Below are 18,177 nucleotides of genomic sequence, written 5' to 3' on the forward strand. Positions count from 1 at the left end.
AGAAGGGGTGGAAAGGCAAACCTTGCGCCGCACGGTATTCTCGCGCAATGTTACCGCTACCATAATGAGAGGATCGGGAATCATGGACAGGAACGGCCTTTCGCGCCGGCAGGTGCTGGCGGCAGGTGCCGGGGCAACGTTGGCCGCAGCCGGAGCCAGCCGCGCAGCCGCGCAAGTGCGCGCGGAAGGCACCACGCTGGCAGGCGATTTCACATTCCCCGAGCCACCCGGGCAGCGGATGCGTTGGGCCGTGGTGGGCCTGGGCAACTATGCCGTGGGCCAGATCATCCCGCGCTTCGGGGACATGCACGCCAGCCGCCTGACCGCCTTCGTCAGCGGCTCTCCCGCCAAGCAGGCCGACCTTGGCGCGCGCTATGGCGTCAGCCGGTTCTACAGCTACACCAACTATGACGAGATCGCCGCCGATCCGGAGATCGACTGTGTCTACATCGCCCTCCCCGTGGGGCTGCACGCCGAATACACGATCCGCGCGCTCAGAGCCGGCAAGCACGTATTGTGCGAAAAGCCGATGGCCTCCAGTGCGGCCGAGGCCGAAGCGATGGTGGCCGCCGCCCGCCAGGCGAACAGGCAACTGGGCGTGGCCTATCGCGTGCATTTCGAGCCGAACAACGTGGACGTGCTGCGCCGCATTCGCGCGGGCGAGCTGGGCACGCTGCGCCACATCAATGCCGACCACGGCTTCAACGCCACTTTCGACTGGCCGCCGCACATCTGGCGGCTGCAGAAGGCACTCGGCGGCGGCGGGTCGATGTATGACATCGGCATCTATGGCCTCAACACTTCGCTCATGATGCTGCCGGGCGACACGGTGGACTGGGTCAGCGCCACCTACTCCACCCCGCAGAACGATCCGCGCTTTGCCGAAGTGGAAGGCGCGGTGGAATACCGCCTGCGCATGGCCAGCGGGATCAGCGTGCAGGGCTCGTCCAGCTATTGCTACAGTCCCTATTTCAGCCGCCAGTGCTATTTCGGCAGCGCCGCGAGCGCGGCGATGCAGCCCGCCACCACCTATGATGCCAACAGCATCACGATGGACGGCGGCAACCTGCCCCAGCGCACGTTCCGGGCCGGAGACCCGACCAGCCAGTTCGCCGCGCAGATCGATGCCTTCAGCCGCGCCGCGCGTGCGGGCGTGCCGCACCTGACGCCGGGCGAGATGGGCCTCAGGGATATGCGGCTGATCGAGGCGATCTATCGCAGCGCGGATGCCGAGGGGGATCGGGTGATGGTGGGGTTGGCGGTGTGAGGTGAAAGGGCGGATTGGTTAGGAAGCTGCCTGTCCACAGCACCTTCCCGATGCAAGCTACACGATGGTGGGCTCAGCTTTTCAATTGCTGGCGCTCATACCCCCAGCGCACCGAGCGTTGCGCCAAGGATTGCTGACGCAACGCCGAATAGCATGCATCCAATGCTATAGGCAGAGATCAGCCAATAGAGGACAGGATTGGTGGATCGCCTGTTCCGCCATTTTGAAAATCGACGGAGATGGTATGCAAACCAACCTAAACCGAAGACAACCATGAACAAGCTTACGATAAGCCTTCCGACAATCTCATTCACTCGGGCTTCTCCAGCTCGGCGATCTAAGCGGTATGGCTCATTGCACCTTGTTACCTATGCGCGAAAGGTCCGCAACGGAGTCGTTTGAAGTGGGCCTGCTCATTCGTTCGTCATTGCGAGCGGAGCGAAGCAATCCAGGGCCGCGTACCCCGCGCTGGATTGCTTCGGCCTTTGGCCTCGCAATGACGTGAGGTGATAGTCCCTACTCCCCCACCATCCGCGCCGGCTCCATCCTTGGCACCAGTGCCTGGATCACCGCGAAGGCGATCAGGTAGGCCAGTCCGGCGTAGATCACGATCGGGGTGTAGCTCCCGGTCAGCTCCAGCGTCCACCCGGTCGCCTGGGCGATCAGCATGCCGCCCACCGCGCCGGCCGCACCGCCGATGCCGGCCACGGTCGCCACGGCGCGGCGGGGGTAGAGGTCGCTGATCATGGCGAAGATGTTGCTGGAAAAGGCCTGGTGCGCGGCCGTGCCGAGGCCGATCAGCAGCACCGCCGTCAGCGGGCTGGCAACGTCCGCCACACCCACCATTGGCACGGCCAGCAGGGCGGCGCCGAACAGCGTGGCCTTGCGGGCGCGGTTGACGGTCCAGCCGCGCCCGATCAGGTGCGATGACAGCCAGCCGCCGGCAATCGCGCCGATATCGGCCAGCAGGTAGACCCCGATCAGCGCCGGGCCGATAGTGGACAGGATCCCGCTCTCAGCCTTGGGAAACAGGTCCATCCCTTGCGTGGTCTTGAAGAAATCCGGCAGCCAGAACAGGAACAGGTACCACACCGGATCGGTGAAGAACTTGCCCGCCACGAAGTACCAGGTCTGCCGCTGGCCCAGCGCCTGCTGCCAGCCAAGCGGCTTGCCGGCCACGTCCTCGCCATCCTGCGTGATCCAGGCACGTTCCTCGTCCGTGACCGAGGGGTGCTCGGCGGGACTGCGGAAGAACCGCAGCCAGCCCCACAGCACCACGAACCCCACCGCGCCGGTGGCGAGGAAGGCTGCCTGCCAGCCGTATGCCCCGGCAATGCCGATGGCGATGATCGGGGTCAGCACCACGCCCACGTTGGCGCCTGCATTCAGGATGCCCACGCCCAGCGCCCGCTCGCGCCGGGGGAACCATTCGGCCACCGACTTGACCGCGCCGGGATAAGCCGCCGCCTCCGCCAGCCCCAGCATCAGCCGCGCCAGCACGAAGGCCAGCACGCTGCGCGCGGCGGCATGGAAGCAGGCGGCAAGGCTCCACAGGGCAAGAGCAATGGCCAGCCCCTTGCGGGTGCCGACCTTGTCCAGCCAGCGGCCCACCAGCAGCAGCCCCACGGCATAGCTGGCCTGGAAGGCGGTGACGATGTTGGCATAGTCCACCTCGGACCAGCCCAGGTCATCCTCGATCACCGGCTTCAGCACGCCGATCACCTGCCGGTCGATATAGTTGATGGTGATGACGCAAAACAGCATCGCGCAGATGCCCCAGCGGTAATTGCCGGCGGGCTTCGCCGGAGTTGCCATCTTGTGGGACATCTGCCGTTCCCTCTCCCTCTGATAGCGCTACCATAAGCGAGGCTAGGGTGAGGTCAAGCCAAAGTCCCCCCTGCTCGAGATGACCGCACGACAGCTCTTAGCGTGGCAATCCAGCCGCCCTTCGCAGGTGAGCGCGCATCAGCCGGCCCGCCGGGGTCAGTTGCCCGTCCCCCCAGCCCCAGGTCGGTGCGCCGGGTTGCAGGGCCGCGCTGGTCTCGTTGCGGTCACCGATCGACCAGGCGAGGTAGGACACACCGTTCCGTTCCGCCCAGTCCCACCATTCCTGGCTGCTGGCCAGGTCGACCGGCCCGTTGCCGGTGGCTTCCACCACCCCGTATTCGGTGATCATCAGCGCCAGCCCCGCCGCCAGCGCGGCATCGGCCTTGGCGCGCAGCTCTGCCTTATGGGTCGCGGCGTAGTAATGGAGCGTATAGACCAGGTTGTCGCCCGGCACCGGATCGCGCGCGGCCATGTCCACGTCCTGGCTCCAGCTTGGGCTGCCCAGCACGATCAGATTGTCGGGATCATGGGCCCGGATCGTCGCCACCATCCGCTCGTGATAAGGCTTCACATCGCGGCTCCAGTCCACGTTGTCGCGCAGCGGTTCGTTGAAGGGCTCCCAGATCACGTTGGGCAGGTGGCCATAGCGGCGGGCCAGTTCGGCCAGGAACCGCTCCGCCTCCGCCGGGTGCTGGCGGTGGGCGTGCCAGTCTACGATGACATAGATGCCCTGGGCCACCGCGGCATCGATCACCGTTGCCGCCTTGGCGATCTCGCGGTCCATGTGGGTGAGGGCACTGTCCTGCCCTTCGGCCGCGATCGCGGCGCGCACCGCGCTCACCTTCCAGTCGCTGGCCAGCCAGGCGACGGTCTGGGCATTGTAGTACTGCGGTGCCCATTGCGACCAGAACAGGCTCATCCCGCGCAGCGTTACCGGCTGGCCGTGGCTGTCCGCCACCCGGCCATCGGCCACGTGCAGCGCACCGTGGCGGGCAACGGGGCTGCCGGCAGGCGCCTGGATTGCGCTGGCAGGCGGGCCAGACGGCGCGGCAACGGGCGCGCAGCCGGCCAGGGCCAATGCCGAAGCCAGCGCCAGAAGGGTGCCGATCCTTGTCATCCCTGCTCTCCCCCATCGGTCCGGTCCAGGCCGGCATCTCTTGATGGTAGCGCTCCCCATGCCGCTTGTCAGGACCGCAAATTGGCGCATGGGGCGCGATATCGTGGTTAAGGCACTTCGTAACTTTCTCCTTACCGAAGGCCCCGGGGCAAGTGCCCGACAAGCGTGAAACCGTATCGCCAGACCCCGTGTGACATATCGCCAGCCAGCCGCTGCCCCCGAGAGCAAAAGGTTACGCCCAGCTTATCCACAGGTCCGCAGCCCTTAATGCGGCCTGCCAGAAAGGGCGGAATTTTACTCCGCATTAACCATAACCGGAGAGCCTTCTTTCAAACCTGGTGTCTAGAAGAGGCGATGTCCGAGGGGGAAACCTCGCTTTGGACCGGGTACCGAAGACTACTAAACCAGGAGACTATCATGACCTTCTTCAAGAACATGCTGCGCGACGAAGCCGGCGCCACCGCCATCGAATACGGCCTGATCGCTGCTCTGGTGGCCGTTGCCGCCATCACCGCCCTCGACAACCTGGGCGACGAGCTGAGCACGACCTTCTCGACCGTCGACAGCAAGCTCGAGTCGGCTAACTAATAGCCGACTGGTCCGGACCTTCCGGGCCAGGCGAAAGATCGGGGCGGCAGGGCAACCTGCCGCCCTTTTCTTGTGCCTGCGGACACCGCACCTGGGCCAGGCGCGCAAATCCCTAAAGCCGGTTAAGGAGTTCCCGGGGGCACTTTCTTAATCATGGACCCATAATCCTGCCGGTGTCCGGGGCGAAAATCTCGCTGGGACCAAGTACAAGTTACTGTAATCCAGGAGACTATCATGACCTTCTTCAAGACCATGCTGCGCGACGAAGCCGGCGCCACCGCCATTGAATACGGCCTGATCGCGGCCCTTGTTGCCGTGGCCGCCATCACCGCCCTCGACAATCTGGGCGATGAGCTGAGCACGACCTTCTCGACCGTCGACAGCAAGCTGGAGTCGGCCAACACCTAACCCGGCCGGTCGGTCCTGCGGGATCGGATTGGTGATCGGGGCGGCGGGACAACCTGCCGCCCCTTTCTTTTTGCCATCAAGGCATTGCCGCACCCGAATAGAGCACGCCGCCCGAGCCTTCCGTTTCGAACACCGGGGCCGGATCGCCGGTGCCATCGTGCACCACCACGGTCACCTCGCGCCATTGCGCCATGCCGGGGAAACTGCCCTGCCGCTCGCCCAGCGCCAGCACGCGGGTGGCATCGTGCCAGGCCAGCGGCACGCGGGCATATTGCCCCTGCGCGTAGCCCATGTCCTCGCCCTGGTCCTCGTACAGGCTGAAGGCTCCATCATCACCGGCGAAGACGTGGACCGTCAGTGACCCTTGCGGATCCTCGCCGGTGTGCTGCACCAGCGGGCCCATGGGCACGATCGCCCCGGCGCGCACGAACAGCGGCACCCGTTCGCGCGGGGCGGCAACCGTGATCGTCTGCCCCCCTGCGTGGCGCCGGCCGGTGGCGGCATCGTACCAATCGGTGCCCGCAGGCAGATACACTGTCCGCTGCCGCGCGCCGAACTCGGTCACCGGGGCGACCATGATGGCGGGGCCGAACATGTACTGGTCATCGATATCCCAGGTGCGGCGGTCGGCTTCGAAATCCATCACCAGGGGGCGGATGATCGTGCCATCGGCAAAGTGCGTGTCTGCCGCCAGGGTGTAGATATAGGGCAACAGGCGATAGCGCAGGCGGTGGTAGTAAGTCAGGCCCTCCAGCATCGCCGGATCGCCCGCCGCGATGATCGGCGTCTCGCGCTGGGGGAACTCGCCGTGGCTGCGGAACAGCGGGCTGAAGGCCCCGAACTGGAACCAGCGCAGATACAGCTCGCGCCATTCGGGCAGGTCTGCCGGATATTCGCGCGAATAGCGGTCCTCCACCGCGAAGCCGCCGATGTCGTGCGTCCAGTTGGGCACGCCCGCCACGCTGAGGTTGGTGCCCGCGCTGATCTGGTCGCGCAAATCGTCCCACCGCGCCGCCACGTCGCCGCTCCACAGGGCGGAACTGGTGCGCTGGATCCCGCCAAAGCCGCTGCGGGTGAGGATGAAAGGCCGCCGCTCCGGCTGCGCGGCACGGAGGCCATTGGCCATCCCCTCGGCGTGGACCAGCGGATAGGAGTTGAAGATCGCCGCACCCGGCAGGCCGGTGGCCGCACTGGTCATCTGGAACGCCCGTTCCTCCACCGACAGATTGGAGTGCCAGTCCGGCTCGGTCGCGTCCATCCACCAGGCATCGAAGCCCTGGCCCACCAGCGTATCGCGGATCTGCCGGAAATAGAGATCGCGCGAGGCCGGCACATAGGGATCGTAGAAGGTGTTGGCATAGCCCGGCCCCACCCAGTCGCGCTGCTGCGCCTCCAGCGGCCGCTGGTACAGCCAGCCCTGCGCCGCCAATTCCGCGCCGTGCTGCGTGGTGGGGTAGAACTTCGGCCAGACGCTGATCATCACTCGCGCATTGGCGTCGTGAACGGTGCGCACCATGCCTGCCGGATCGGGGAAGCGCACGGGATCGAAGCAGTGGCAGCCCCACTGGTCTTCTGGCCAGTAGAACCAGTCCTGCACGATGTTGTCGATCGGGATCTGCGCGGCGCGATAGCTGTCCAGCACCCCCAGCAATTCCGCCTGCGAGGTATAGCGCTGGCGCGATTGCCAGAAGCCATAGGCCCAGCGCGGCATCATCGGTGCCTGGCCCGTGAGGCGGCGGTATCCGGCAATGGCCCCGTCCATCGTTTCCGCCGGAACCACGTAGTAGTCGATCGCCTTGCCCGCATCGCTGGCAAAGCTCACCGAGTGGCGGTCTGCTTCCGGCAGGGGATCGGCGTGGTCCAGCGCGATATAGCCCTGGTTGGGGATCCATTCGATGCGCAGGTCCACCGCGCGGCCCCGCGTCAGGTCCAGCTCGAAGTTGTGGTACCAGGGGTTCCAGTTCTGCCGCCAGCGGTTCAGCACTTCCTCGCCATTGGCGAAAACGCGAACGTAACTGGATGAATAGAGGCGGAACTTGTGCGTGCCGGTGGTGGTGGGGCGATAGCGGCCGGTCCAGACAACACTCTGCGTTTCCACCGCATTGCCAGCGGTGTTCTGCCCGGTGGTGGCCGCCTCGGTCCGCGCTTTCGCTGCCTCCGGCCAGCGCGTCTGGTCGCGGATGTACTGGTAATCGATAGTCGGCTCGCGCCGTTCCACCGCCAGTCGGTCACCCAGGAAATAGCTGGCCCGCCAGTCCAGTTGCAGTCGCTGGTAGGGCCGCGCATCGCCCACGCGGGTGATGCTGTTGTTGTCCCACAGCAGGCCATAGCCGCGCGTGGAGGCCAGGTATGGCACGGCGATGGCCATGTTGTGCTGGGCCAGTTCCACATCCTCGCCGTTATAGTTCATCTGCCGGTTCTGGTGCTGGCCCAGGCCATAGAGCCCCTCGTCCGTCCCGCGGTTGAACTGGACGCGGGTGCTGAGCCAGGGCTGGCCTTCGATGCTCACCGGATCGAGCCGCCGCGCGGGGGCATATTCGTCCAGCAGCACGGCGCCGGTGCGGTCGTAGACGGTCAAGCGCCCGTCGCTCAGCCCCACCACGGCATGGCCGCTGAACAGGGTCAGGCGGGCGGTCTGTCCCTCCTGCGTGAAAAGCGGATCGCCATCGGCCTGGCGCACCACCATGTAGCTTTGCGGCACCTGCGCCAGATCGTCAGCCACGCTCACGCGGAAGGTGCCGTCGGCATAGGCCAGCACGCGCACCTTTTGGCCCGCATCGGTGGTGACGACCATGCCGTGCGGCACCTGCTCCACCGATCCCGCAAACGCGGCAGCGGGCATGGCGGCACTGGCCAGCAGGGCACAGGCGATGAGGCGCTTCATGGCAGGATCTCCGTGGTGGTGGCCAGGGCGGCGGGCGAAACGGTGCCCCGCGCGGTGCCGGTGATGGTAAGGGCGGTGCGGCTGCGGATGTCAGCTGAGGACGCGCCGACCATCAGGTCGATCCGCCCCGGCTCGATCACCCATCCGCCCTGCTGCCCCCACAGGGCAAACTGCGCGGGGCTGAGGGTGAAGGCCACGCGCTTCGTCTCCCCCGGTTGCAGCGCCACGCGGGCAAAGCCGCGCAACTGCATCACCGGGCGCGAGACGCTGGCGACGGGATCGCGCATGTAGAGCTGCACCACTTCATCCCCCGCCACAGCGCCGCTGTTGGTGACCGGCACGGTGACCGTAACCGTGCCGCCATCGGCCGCCACTTCGCCCCGGTCCACGCGTGCCTCGCCATAGGTGAAGCTGGTGTAGCTGAGACCGTGGCCGAAGGCATAGAGCGGGGTTATGGCCAGATCGTGATAGCGCGTGCTGTCGCGCGACAGGTCGGCATCGGCCGGGCGACCCGTGGGCATCTGGTCATAGGTAAAGGGCACCTGCCCCGTGGCGCGCGGGAAGGTGGCCGGCAGGCGACCCGCCGGGTTGACCTCGCCCAGCAGCACGCGGGTGATCGCCGGGCCGCTCTCGGTGCCCAGCAGCCAGGTGGCGAGCACGGCATCGGCGGCGTCATCAACCTCGGGAATGGCCAGCGGCCGCCCGCCCATCAGCACGACCACCAGCGGCTTGCCGGTGGCGGCGACGGCGGCCAGCAGGTCGCGCTGGAGGCCGGGCAGCGTCAGGTCTGCGCGGCTGCGCGCCTCGCCGGTCAGGTCGAAATCCTCGCCCAGTGCCAGCACGACCACATCCGCCGCGCGGGCGGCGGAAACGGCGGCGGCAATGCCGGCCCGGTCCTCGTCACGCGGGCCGATGGCGGGAGTATAGGTGACCTCGGCGCGGGCCGCCTGCAACGCGGCGCGCAGGGTCACCATCTCGCCCTCCTGCCCCTGTGCCTTCCAGCTGCCGATGGCGCTGCGGGCATCGTCCGCCAGCGACCCGATCAGCGCCACCCGGCCCGCCGTAGCCGCCAACGGCAGGACGTTGCCTTCGTTCTTCAGCAGCACGATCGAGCGTTCGGCCACGGTTCGCGCCGCCGCGCGGTGTTCGGGCGAAAGCATCACCGCTGCCTCGCGCGCACTGTCATGATAGGCATAGGGGTTGGCGAACAGGCCCAGCCGCTCCTTCACCCGCAGAACATTCAGCACCGCCTGGTCCAGCAAGGGCAGCAGCGCAGGGTCTGCCTCCAGCGCGGCCTTCAGTTCGTTGGCATAGACATCGGCCACCATGTCCATGTCCACCCCGGCGCGCAGGGCGAGCTGGGCTGCATGGGCGCGGTTCTCGGCCACGCCGTGGGCCTCCAGTTCCTCCAGCGCGCGCCAGTCGCTCAGCAGCAGCCCCTGCCAGCCCCACTCGCCGCGCAGCAGGTCGCGAAGCAGGGCGGCGTTGGCGGTGGTGGGCACCCCGCCGATGGTGTTGAACGCTGTCATGTAGCTGGCCGTGCCGGCCCGGGCCGCCGCCTCGAACGGGGGCAGGAAGGTTTCCCGCAGGGACCGTTCGGACAGGTTCGCCTCGGCATAGTCGCGCCCGCCCTCGGCCGCGCCGTATGCCCCGAAATGCTTGGTGCCGGCGATGATCGTGTCGCAAGCGGCCAGGTCATCGCCCTGGAAGCCGTAAACCTGCGCCTCGCCCATGCGGCTGCCCAGATAGGGGTCTTCGCCCCCGCCCTCGACGATGCGGCCCCAGCGCGGATCGCGCGCCACGTCCACCATCGGGGCGAAGGTCCAGTGCAGGCCCGCCGCGCTGGCCTCTACCGCCGCCACGCGGGCGTGCAGGCGGGCCATGTCAGGGTCCCAGCTTGCCGCTATGCCCAGCGGCACGGGGAAGATCGTGCGGTAGCCATGGACCACGTCCATCGAGAACAGCAGCGGAATGCCCAGCCGGCTTTCTTCCACCGCCACCCGCTGCAGTTCGCGCAGGGGTTCCGCACCCGCCACGTGGAGGTAGGAGCCGACCTCGCCCAAGCGCACGCGCTCCAGCTCGTCCGGCCCCAGCCGGCTGTTGAGCGCGCGCTGGCGGCCGCCCATGCGCTGGACCAGTTGGCCGATCTTTTCGTCCAGCGTCATCTGCGCCAGCAGGGCTTCGGGAGAGCGGTCAGGACGGGTGGCAGGGGCTTGCTGCGCGACAACCTCCATCGGGCCAAACGGTACCGCTAACAGGCACAGGGCCAAAGCCGTTACACCACCGCGTTTCACCATCATCCATCCCCTTATCGCCAAGGCTTTTGCATTTGCCTTTGACATTGACTGCAGGACTTATGATGTTAGCGCTCACATAGTCAAGATTCTCGCCACTGACTCATGGCGGGACGGAGGGGACAGGAATGGTGCGCGTGGGCAGGTGGGCCGTGGTTGGCCTTGCAGGATTGGTTGTCGGTGCCTGTGCGGGAACCACCGGAACGGCGCGGCAGGCGGCGGCTCCCGTGGCAGCCATTGCGCCGCTGGACGATGGTGCCGGCACCGCCCATCCCGATCGCTGGCCGGCCTACGACTATCCCGTGGTGACCCCTGCGGCAGACCAGGCCCGCGTGGCCGCGCTGCTGGCGCGCATGACGCTGGAGGAAAAGATCGGCCAGCTTGTCCAGGCCGATATCTGCTGCGTCACGCCGGACGAGGTGCGCCAGTTCAACCTGGGTTCGGTGCTCAACGGTGGCAATTCCGGCCCCTATGGCAATGACCTGGCCCCGGCGCAGGACTGGCTGCGGCTGGCGGACGAGTTCTGGGCCGCCAGCACCGACCGGTCCGATGGCGGCGCGGGCATTCCCGTGATCTGGGGGACCGACGCGGTTCACGGCCATTCCAACATCATCGGCGCCACCCTGTTTCCGCACAACGTGGGCCTGGGCGCGATGCACGATGCCGCGCTGGTGGAACGGATTGGCCGCGCGACCGCGCAGGAAATCCGCGTGACCGGGCAGGAATGGACCTTTGCCCCCACCGTGGCCGTGCCGCAGGACTGGCGCTGGGGCCGGGCCTATGAAGGCTATTCATCCGATCCGGCGCTGGTCGCCAGCTATGTGGGCGCCATGGTGCGCGGACTGCAGGGGCTGCCTAACAGCCAGAACCTGCTGGCCGGCCCTTACGTAATCGCCAGCACCAAGCACTTCCTGGCCGATGGCGGCACAGACAACGGCGTGGACCAGGGCGATTCCACCGTCAGCGAGGAAGAGCTGCGCGATATCCACGGCGCGCCTTATGGCCCGGCCACGGCGGCGGGCGTGGGCACGGTGATGGCCAGCTTCTCCAGCTGGCAGGGCCAGAAGATGACCGGCAACTATAGCCTGCTGACCGGCGTGCTGAAGGACCGGATGGACTTTGGCGGCTTCGTGGTGAGCGACTGGAACGCCCACGGCCAGGTGGCCGGCTGCACCAACGAAAGCTGCCCGCGCGCGCTGCTGGCCGGCGTGGACATGTACATGGCCCCCGATACCTGGCGGCCGATCTGGAACGACCTGCTGGCCCGCGCCCGCAGCGGCGAAATTCCCCTGGCCCGCATTGACGAGGCGGTAACGCGCATCCTGACGGTGAAGGCACGCCTGGGCCTGCTGGATGCGCCCACCCCGTCTGCCCGCCCTCTCTCGGGCCAGTGGAACCTGCTGGGGAGCCCCGAGCACCGCGACCTGGCGCGCGAGGCGGTGAGGAAGTCCCTCGTCCTGCTGCGCAACGATGGCGTGCTGCCGCTGGCTCCCGGCGGGCGCCTGCTGGTAGCCGGTGACGGGGCGGACGACGTAGCGCGCCAGAGCGGGGGCTGGACCCTCACCTGGCAGGGCACGGGCCTCAACAACGACCATTTCCCCGGCGCCACCAGCCTGTGGGCCGGCCTGCGCCAAGCGGTGGAAGCCGGTGGCGGCAGCGCCGAACTGTCGCCCGATGGCACGTTCACCCAGCGCCCCGATGCAGCAGTGGTGGTGTTTGGTGAGCGGCCCTATGCCGAATTCCAGGGCGACCGGGCCACGCTGGCCCTGGATGCAGACCTGACCGGCCCCTATGCCACCATGCAGCGCCTGCGCCAGCAGGGCATTCCCGTGGTGGCGGTCATGATCACCGGCCGCCCGCTCTATGTGAACGAGGCGCTGAACAGTGCCGATGCCTTCGTGGTCACCTGGCTGCCGGGCAGCGAGGGCGGCCATGGCCTGGCCGACGTACTGGTGGGCGATGCGCACGGGCATCCGCGGTTTGATTTCACCGGCCGCCTGCCCGCCGCCTGGCCGCGCACGCCGGACATGGCCGATGGCGCACTGTACCCGCGCGGCCATGGCCTCTCCTACTCCTCCCCCCGCACGGCCTGGGCCGACCTGCCGCTGGTGGCGGTGCAGGGGAGCGACAGCCGCACCTGGTTCTCGGCCGGGGTGCCCGCCAGTTCGTGGTCGCTCTATGTCACCGATCCCGGTGCGCCGGGCAGCCAGACCCGCGTGACCACTGTGCCCGCCGCCGCACTGGAAGGGCGGGCCCGGATCACCGCCATCGATACCACGGTGCAGGAAGGTGCGCGGCGCTTCCAGATCACCGGCGGCGATACGGCGATCTCGCTGGGCAACTTCGACGCGGTGGATATCACCCGCGAGACCAATGGCGACGTGCTGCTGCTGTTCACCCTGCGCGCCGACCAGGTGCCCGCCAGCCTGGCGCTTGGGATGCGTGCCAGCGATGGCACGCTGGCCACGGTTCCGCTCACCCTGACAGCCGGCAACCGCTTCGTGCGCTATGGCATGGCCCTCAGGTGCCTGCGCGACAAGGGGATCGACATGGCCAGCCTGGGCGCGCCGTTCATCCTGACCACGAGTGGTGCGGCGGACCTTTCGCTGGCAGAAGTGCGGCTGGGCACCGACGCGGAGGTCGTGCTGCCCTGCTCATAACAGAGAGGATCGCCACCCATGCAGCCGGTGGAGGAAATTGCAGCCTGTGACGCCGGCCCTCCCGGACCGGAGTGGTTCGAGCGCGAGGTCAGGCCGCGATACCGCCCCGTGGTATTGCGCGGAGTGGCGGCGCACTGGCCGCTGGTGCAGGCGGCCGCCCGCTCCCCGCAAGAGGTGATCGGCCAGGTGGTGGCGATGGACAGCGGCGCCCCGGCCGAGATCATGGTCGCCCCACCATCCGAGCGCGGACGGTTCTTCTACGGTCCCGACATGCGCGGCTTCAACTTCCGACGCGAGAAGGCCCCGCTGGCCCACCTGGCGCAACACCTGCTGGCCATTGCTGGGGAGGCGGAGCCGATTGGCATCTACGCCGGAGCCGCACCGGCAGACCTGCACGTTCCGCGCTTTTCAGCCACCCATCCCCTGCCACTGGTCGACGGTATGGGCGCCACGGCCCGCCTGTGGTTGGGCAATGCCACGCAGGCGGCCACCCATTTCGACCTGTCCGACAACTTCGCCGTGGTGGTCTGCGGCCGCCGCCGCTTTACCCTGTTCCCGCCCGAGCAGGTGGCCAACCTCTACGTCGGCCCGCTGGACGTGACGCTGGCGGGACAGCCGGTTTCCATGGCCGATCCGCTTGCCCCCGATCTGGCGCGTTTCCCGCGCTATGCCGAGGCAGAGCCGCACGGCCTGGTGGCGGAGCTTGAGCCGGGGGACGCGCTCTACATACCCACCTTGTGGTGGCATCACGTGGCAGCGCAAGATCCGGTCAACCTGATGGTCAATTACTGGCACAACGATGTGCAGCGCGGCGGCGGCTTCCTGGCCATGGTCCACGCCATGCTGGCCGTGCGCGACCTGCCAGCGCCGCAGCGGGCGGCCTGGCGGGCCTGGTTCGACCACTTCGTGTTCGGGGACGATGCGAGCGAGGTCGCCGCCCACCTGCCGCCGCTCGCCCGGGGCGTGACCGGCCCGCCCTCGACCGAGCGGGACGAGCGGATTCGCCGGTTCGTGCTGCAAGTGCTGGGATCGGGATAACCACAAGGGGAGAGGAGGAAACCATGCGCACCCTGATCATCGCCGCCGCCCTGCTGGCTGGCACCGCCCTGCCCGCGCTTCATCCCGCGCGGGCGCAGGACATCGCAGCCGTGCTGGCGCAGATCGACGAACGCCTGCCAGGCACGCTGATCAACGATCCCACCAGCCTGGAATGGCGCACCCAGGGGCAACGGCTGCGCGTATCCAGCGTGGTCGATCCGGCCATTCCCGGCGGCGGGGCGGCGGTGCAGTACGAGGTGCGCCGGGCAGGCGCCAACCCGTGGGATATGCAGGCCTATATCCCGCTCACGGCCGATATCGCGGCGGGCGAGACGGTCACCTATGGCTTCTGGGCGCGGACGACCAGTGAGGGCGGCCCGGGCCGGATCCTGGCCCGTGTGCAGCGCGATGCCGACCCGTGGCCCGGCTTTGGCGAGGCAACGTTCGACGTGGGGCCGGAGTGGCGCTGGTACGAGGCATCGGCCATTGCCACCATCGCGGTGCCGCAGCGGCAGGCCTTCATCGCGCTGCAACTGGGCAGCCTGGCGCAGGTGGTGGAAGTGGGCCAGGCCTTCGTGGTCAAGGGCGCGGACCGGATCAACGGCAACGGCGCGCGGCCCCCGGTGGAACTGCCCCCGCAACTGGCCGGGCGCGGCACCCTTATCAACACGCCCTGGCTCGACGAATGGGTGCTGCAGGGACCGGACACCAGCCGCGCAGGCCGTGCCGAACCGCAGATCTGGCTGGGTCATGCAGTGCAGTTCACCAGTCCTGCCGCCAGCGCGCAAGCCTGGGACATCCAGGCCAATGTGCCGCTGACGCAGGCGCTGGCCGTGGGCGAGCAGATCGAGATTGCCGTTGCCGCCCGCACCGTCTCCGCCGCCACGGAGGACGGCAAGGCCCGCATCGGCGTGCGCGTGCAGCAGGCAGCCGCGCCCTACGAAGGCTTTGGCGAGGCGGTCCTGCCTGTCGGTCCCAACTGGCAGCTTGTCAGGCTGCGCACCACGGTCACCCGCGAACTGGCGCAGGGCAACGGCGTGGTGGCACTGCACTTTGCGGGCGCGCAGCAGGTGGTGGACGTGGGGCCGGTCTACGTGATCCGGCTGGCCCCGGCCGGCCAATGACGAGGGGGAAAAAGGCGATGACGACGAGGCTATTCGTGAAGGCTGCCCTTCTGGCAGGCGCCGCGCTGACGCTGCTGCCCCAGGCGGCGCTGGCGCAGAAGGTGGAGGGCCTGGCGCTGACCCCGCCGATGGGCTGGAACAGCTGGAACCACTATGGCTGCAACATCGACGAGGCGCTGATCAGGCAGACCGCCGATGCGCTCGTCTCCAGCGGCCTGCGCGATGCGGGCTATGTCTATGTCACGCTGGACGATTGCTGGCACGGCACGCGTGACGAACAGGGCAACATCCGCCCCGATCCAGACCGCTTCCCTTCCGGCATGGCGGCGCTGGGGGACTACATCCACGCGCGCGGCCTGAAGTTCGGCATCTATTCCGATGCCGGATCGATGACCTGCGCGGGTCGCCCCGGCAGCCAGGGCTACGAATTCCAGGACGCGCGCACCTGGGCAAGCTGGGGCGTGGACTATGTGAAGTACGACTGGTGCAACACCGGCGAAGGGGCCGACCGGCGCAACCCGCGCGAAGCCTACGCCACCATTTCCCGCGCGCTGGCGGCCAGCGGGCGGCCGATGGTGCTGTCCATCTGCGAGTGGGGTGACAACCAGCCGTGGCTGTGGGGCCGCGCGTCCGGCCACCTGTGGCGCACCACGGGGGATATCACCAATTGCTGGGACTGCGTGATCGGCCACGGCAACTGGCAGAGCCGGGGGATCCTGCCGATCCTCGACCAGCAGGAGGCGATCCGCGCCCATTCCGGCCCGGACGGCTGGAACGATCCGGACATGATGGAAGTGGGCAACCTGCCCACGCTGGCGGAAAACCGCAGCCACTTTGCCCTGTGGGCCATGCTGTCCGCGCCGCTGATCCTGGGGACCGACGTACCCGCCATGCGGCCGGAGATTGCCGCCATCCTGACCAACCCGCGCCTGCTGGCGATCGACCAGGATGCGGATGGCATCGCCGCCTTCCGCTGGATCCGCACGCCGGAGGTGGAGGTGTGGGCCAAGCCGCTGGCCGATGGTGACTGGGCGCTGGCCGTCCTCAACCGCTCGGGCCAGCCGCAGGCCTTTGCCATCGACTGGAGCCAGCAGTTGCAGGACGGCACCAACCAGCGCGACGGGCAGCTGGCCAGCACCACCTGGGCGATCGAAGATAGCTGGACCGGGCGCGCGGCGGGCACCACCGCGCAACCGCTCGACCTGCGGCTGGAGCCACGCGACACGGCGGTGTTCCGGCTGCGCCAGCGCTGACGGGCGGGCGCTAATCCGCGCCGCTGACCGCGTAGGGGCCCACCACCAGCCCGGTGAACAGCCCGGCGTGGATGCTGGCGAGCGGCTCCACGTTGACCGGCCCGCCCAGGTCCTGCCAGGCGCCACGGCCCTGGCGATAGGATAGCCGCGCGGCTCCGCCGTCCAGCGCCAGCCGCAGGTCCACCGCCCCGCTGGCGGGCAGGGGGGCGCTGGCCACCAGTTCGCCGCTCTCGCTGTCCTCCGCCGCATCGCGCAGGCGGGCGACCACCTGCCGCCCGGCCCCGGTGCCTTCCACCCCCAGCGCCAGGAAGTGCGCCTCGTCCATGAAGGCAAGGAGACCGGCGTGGTCGCCGGCTTCCTGCGGCGCAAAGTCCACCCGCGTGCTGACCGTGGCGGCATGGTGGCGCACCCGGCGGCCAGTGAAGGCCAGGCGCCCAAGGCTGCCCGCGGCTGCTTCACCCGCCGCCACCCACAGTTCTCCGCCGGAGCGGTCCACGCCCCACTGCTGCACCGCGCCGGGGCTGCGCAACCGGATCCATTCGGGGCTCAGCGGACCGGTGAAATCGTCACGCCAGCGGCTCCAGTCCGCCACCGGCCCGGCGGGCAGGTTGGGCCGGGCGTTGACCGGCGGCAGCGCCTGGCCGGGATCGAGGAAGCGTGGCCAGCCGTCCACCCAGCGCACCGGCAGCAGCCAGGTCTCCCGGCCCAGCAAGGTCGATTGCCCGGCAAAGGGCCGCGTGGCCAGGAACACGCCCCACCAGGTGCCATCATCCAGTTGCACAAGGTCGGCGTGCCCGGTCGCCTCCACCCGGTCGGGGCGGTTCGGGTCCATGTTCCGCTGGGTCAGGATCGGATTGACCGGGCCGGGCACATAGGGGCCGGTGACGGAGCGGCTGCGATAGATGGTCTGCGAATGCTGGTCGGCCGTGCCGCCCTCTGCCGCCAGCAGGTAGTACCAGCCATTTACCTTGTAGATGTGCGGCCCTTCGGCCCACACCGGCCTGGTGCTGAAGTCCACCCCGCCATCGACCAGCACGGTCCGTTCGCCCACCAGCCGCTGCGCAGCGGGATCGAACTGTTGCAGCCACAGGGCGCGGTGGCCATCGTATTGCGGCGGCCCGGGCGGGGCATCGTTGTAGACGATCCAGGCCTTTCCATCGTCATCGAAGAACAGCGACGGGTCGATCCCTTCGAACGGCAGCCACACCGGATCGCTCCACGGCCCCTCCGGCCGATCCGCGCTGATCACGAAGTTGCCCCGGCAATCGATGCAGGTGTTGAGGATCCAGAACTTGCCATCGTGATGGGTGATCGCGGGGGCAAAGAGACCGCGGTTGGTGCCCATCCCCCCGGTCTCGATCATCCCCGGCCGGTCGATCGCATGGCCCACCAGTTGCCAGTTCACCAGGTCACGGCTGTGGAAGATCGGCAGCCCCGGCCAGAAGCTGAAGGTGCTGGTGACCAGGTAGAAATCCTGCCCCACCCGCACGATCGACGGGTCAGGGTGGAACCCCGGCAGCACGGGATTGCGATAGCTTCCCTGTGGGGTCGGCAGCTCGGGGCTGTCGGCGCGGTAATCTACATAATCGAAGCGCGCGGTGGGGCCGGCGGCGGCGGGACTGGCAGAAACCAGCGTGGCGGCCAGTGCAGCTATCGATGCGGCAATTGTCCTCGATCCCATAAAATCCCTCTCTCTGGCGGTGCGGAAAGGGTTTGC

At 68.1% G+C, this 18,177-nt stretch carries 12 protein-coding genes; 7 read left to right on the plus strand and 5 right to left on the minus strand.

The annotated features are described in order from the left end of the window. The first annotated feature begins 82 nt into the window (after window positions 1-82). On the plus strand, window positions 83-1,267 hold the full coding sequence (locus tag GRI99_RS03350; protein WP_202392903.1) for a Gfo/Idh/MocA family protein: 1,185 nt from the start codon (window positions 83-85) through the stop codon (window positions 1,265-1,267). A 516-nt stretch (window positions 1,268-1,783) separates the two neighbouring features. Here GRI99_RS03350 and GRI99_RS03355 read toward each other — a convergent pair. Beyond that, window positions 1,784-3,094 carry an MFS transporter gene (locus tag GRI99_RS03355; protein ID WP_160770553.1) on the minus strand — a complete coding sequence of 437 codons (1,311 nt, stop codon included), beginning with the start codon at window positions 3,092-3,094 and terminating at the stop codon, window positions 1,784-1,786. 97 nt (window positions 3,095-3,191) lie between these two features. Beyond that, window positions 3,192-4,211: a glycoside hydrolase family 5 protein gene (locus GRI99_RS03360; protein WP_160770554.1), complete on the minus strand. Its 1,020-nt coding sequence runs from the start codon at window positions 4,209-4,211 to the stop codon at window positions 3,192-3,194. A 417-nt stretch (window positions 4,212-4,628) separates the two neighbouring features. On the opposite strand from GRI99_RS03360, the gene GRI99_RS03365 reads away from it, so the two are divergent. Beyond that, entirely contained in the window at window positions 4,629-4,799 is a 171-nt protein-coding gene (locus tag GRI99_RS03365; RefSeq protein ID WP_160770555.1) for a Flp family type IVb pilin, read from the plus strand. Window positions 4,800-5,033: 234 nt separating this feature from the next. Continuing rightward, a complete protein-coding gene (locus tag GRI99_RS03370) occupies window positions 5,034-5,207 on the plus strand; it encodes a Flp family type IVb pilin (RefSeq protein ID WP_160770556.1) in 174 nt (57 codons plus the stop codon). A gap of 76 nt (window positions 5,208-5,283) precedes the next feature. Here GRI99_RS03370 and GRI99_RS03375 read toward each other — a convergent pair whose 3' ends face one another. Next, window positions 5,284-8,091, minus strand: coding sequence for a glycoside hydrolase family 31 protein (locus tag GRI99_RS03375; RefSeq protein WP_160770557.1), 2,808 nt, complete (start codon window positions 8,089-8,091; stop codon window positions 5,284-5,286). Continuing rightward, window positions 8,088-10,325, minus strand: coding sequence for a glycoside hydrolase family 3 N-terminal domain-containing protein (locus GRI99_RS03380; RefSeq protein WP_160770558.1), 2,238 nt, complete (start codon window positions 10,323-10,325; stop codon window positions 8,088-8,090). The genes GRI99_RS03375 and GRI99_RS03380 overlap by 4 nt, the downstream gene beginning before the upstream one ends. Window positions 10,326-10,522: 197 nt before the next feature. Between GRI99_RS03380 and GRI99_RS03385 the strand changes: the two genes are divergently transcribed. From GRI99_RS03385 to GRI99_RS03400, 4 genes are read left to right on the plus strand one after another with little or no spacing between them, the layout of a single operon-like run. Continuing rightward, window positions 10,523-13,045, plus strand: coding sequence for a glycoside hydrolase family 3 protein (locus tag GRI99_RS03385; protein ID WP_337192844.1), 2,523 nt, complete (start codon window positions 10,523-10,525; stop codon window positions 13,043-13,045). 18 nt (window positions 13,046-13,063) lie between these two features. Continuing rightward, on the plus strand, window positions 13,064-14,083 hold the full coding sequence (locus GRI99_RS03390; RefSeq protein WP_160770560.1) for a cupin-like domain-containing protein: 1,020 nt from the start codon (window positions 13,064-13,066) through the stop codon (window positions 14,081-14,083). Window positions 14,084-14,106: 23 nt separating this feature from the next. Further along, on the plus strand, window positions 14,107-15,207 hold the full coding sequence (locus GRI99_RS03395) for a hypothetical protein (protein ID WP_160770561.1): 1,101 nt from the start codon (window positions 14,107-14,109) through the stop codon (window positions 15,205-15,207). Between the two features lie 17 nt (window positions 15,208-15,224). Beyond that, complete coding sequence (locus GRI99_RS03400) at window positions 15,225-16,460, plus strand: glycoside hydrolase family 27 protein (protein WP_202392904.1); 1,236 nt, start codon at window positions 15,225-15,227, stop codon at window positions 16,458-16,460. Between the two features lie 10 nt (window positions 16,461-16,470). Here GRI99_RS03400 and GRI99_RS03405 read toward each other — a convergent pair whose 3' ends face one another. Further along, window positions 16,471-18,141, minus strand: a complete 1,671-nt coding sequence (locus GRI99_RS03405; RefSeq protein ID WP_160770562.1) for a glycoside hydrolase family 43 protein — start codon at window positions 18,139-18,141, stop codon at window positions 16,471-16,473. Window positions 18,142-18,177: the final 36 nt, after the last annotated feature.

Source organism: Alteraurantiacibacter buctensis (genome assembly GCF_009827655.1).
GTDB lineage: Bacteria > Pseudomonadota > Alphaproteobacteria > Sphingomonadales > Sphingomonadaceae > Alteraurantiacibacter > Alteraurantiacibacter buctensis.

Excerpts from the sequence above, each read along its gene's own strand:
- GRI99_RS03350 (WP_202392903.1), top strand. The coding sequence starts at position 83 with ATGGACAGGAACGGCCTTTCGCGCCGGCAGGTGCTGGCGGCAGGTGCC.
- GRI99_RS03355 (WP_160770553.1), bottom strand. The coding sequence starts at position 3,094 with ATGTCCCACAAGATGGCAACTCCGGCGAAGCCCGCCGGCAATTACCGC.
- GRI99_RS03360 (WP_160770554.1), bottom strand. The coding sequence starts at position 4,211 with ATGACAAGGATCGGCACCCTTCTGGCGCTGGCTTCGGCATTGGCCCTG.
- GRI99_RS03365 (WP_160770555.1), top strand. The coding sequence starts at position 4,629 with ATGACCTTCTTCAAGAACATGCTGCGCGACGAAGCCGGCGCCACCGCC.
- GRI99_RS03370 (WP_160770556.1), top strand. The coding sequence starts at position 5,034 with ATGACCTTCTTCAAGACCATGCTGCGCGACGAAGCCGGCGCCACCGCC.
- GRI99_RS03375 (WP_160770557.1), bottom strand. The coding sequence starts at position 8,091 with ATGAAGCGCCTCATCGCCTGTGCCCTGCTGGCCAGTGCCGCCATGCCC.
- GRI99_RS03380 (WP_160770558.1), bottom strand. The coding sequence starts at position 10,325 with ATGGAGGTTGTCGCGCAGCAAGCCCCTGCCACCCGTCCTGACCGCTCT.
- GRI99_RS03390 (WP_160770560.1), top strand. The coding sequence starts at position 13,064 with ATGCAGCCGGTGGAGGAAATTGCAGCCTGTGACGCCGGCCCTCCCGGA.
- GRI99_RS03395 (WP_160770561.1), top strand. The coding sequence starts at position 14,107 with ATGCGCACCCTGATCATCGCCGCCGCCCTGCTGGCTGGCACCGCCCTG.
- GRI99_RS03400 (WP_202392904.1), top strand. The coding sequence starts at position 15,225 with ATGACGACGAGGCTATTCGTGAAGGCTGCCCTTCTGGCAGGCGCCGCG.
- GRI99_RS03405 (WP_160770562.1), bottom strand. The coding sequence starts at position 18,141 with ATGGGATCGAGGACAATTGCCGCATCGATAGCTGCACTGGCCGCCACG.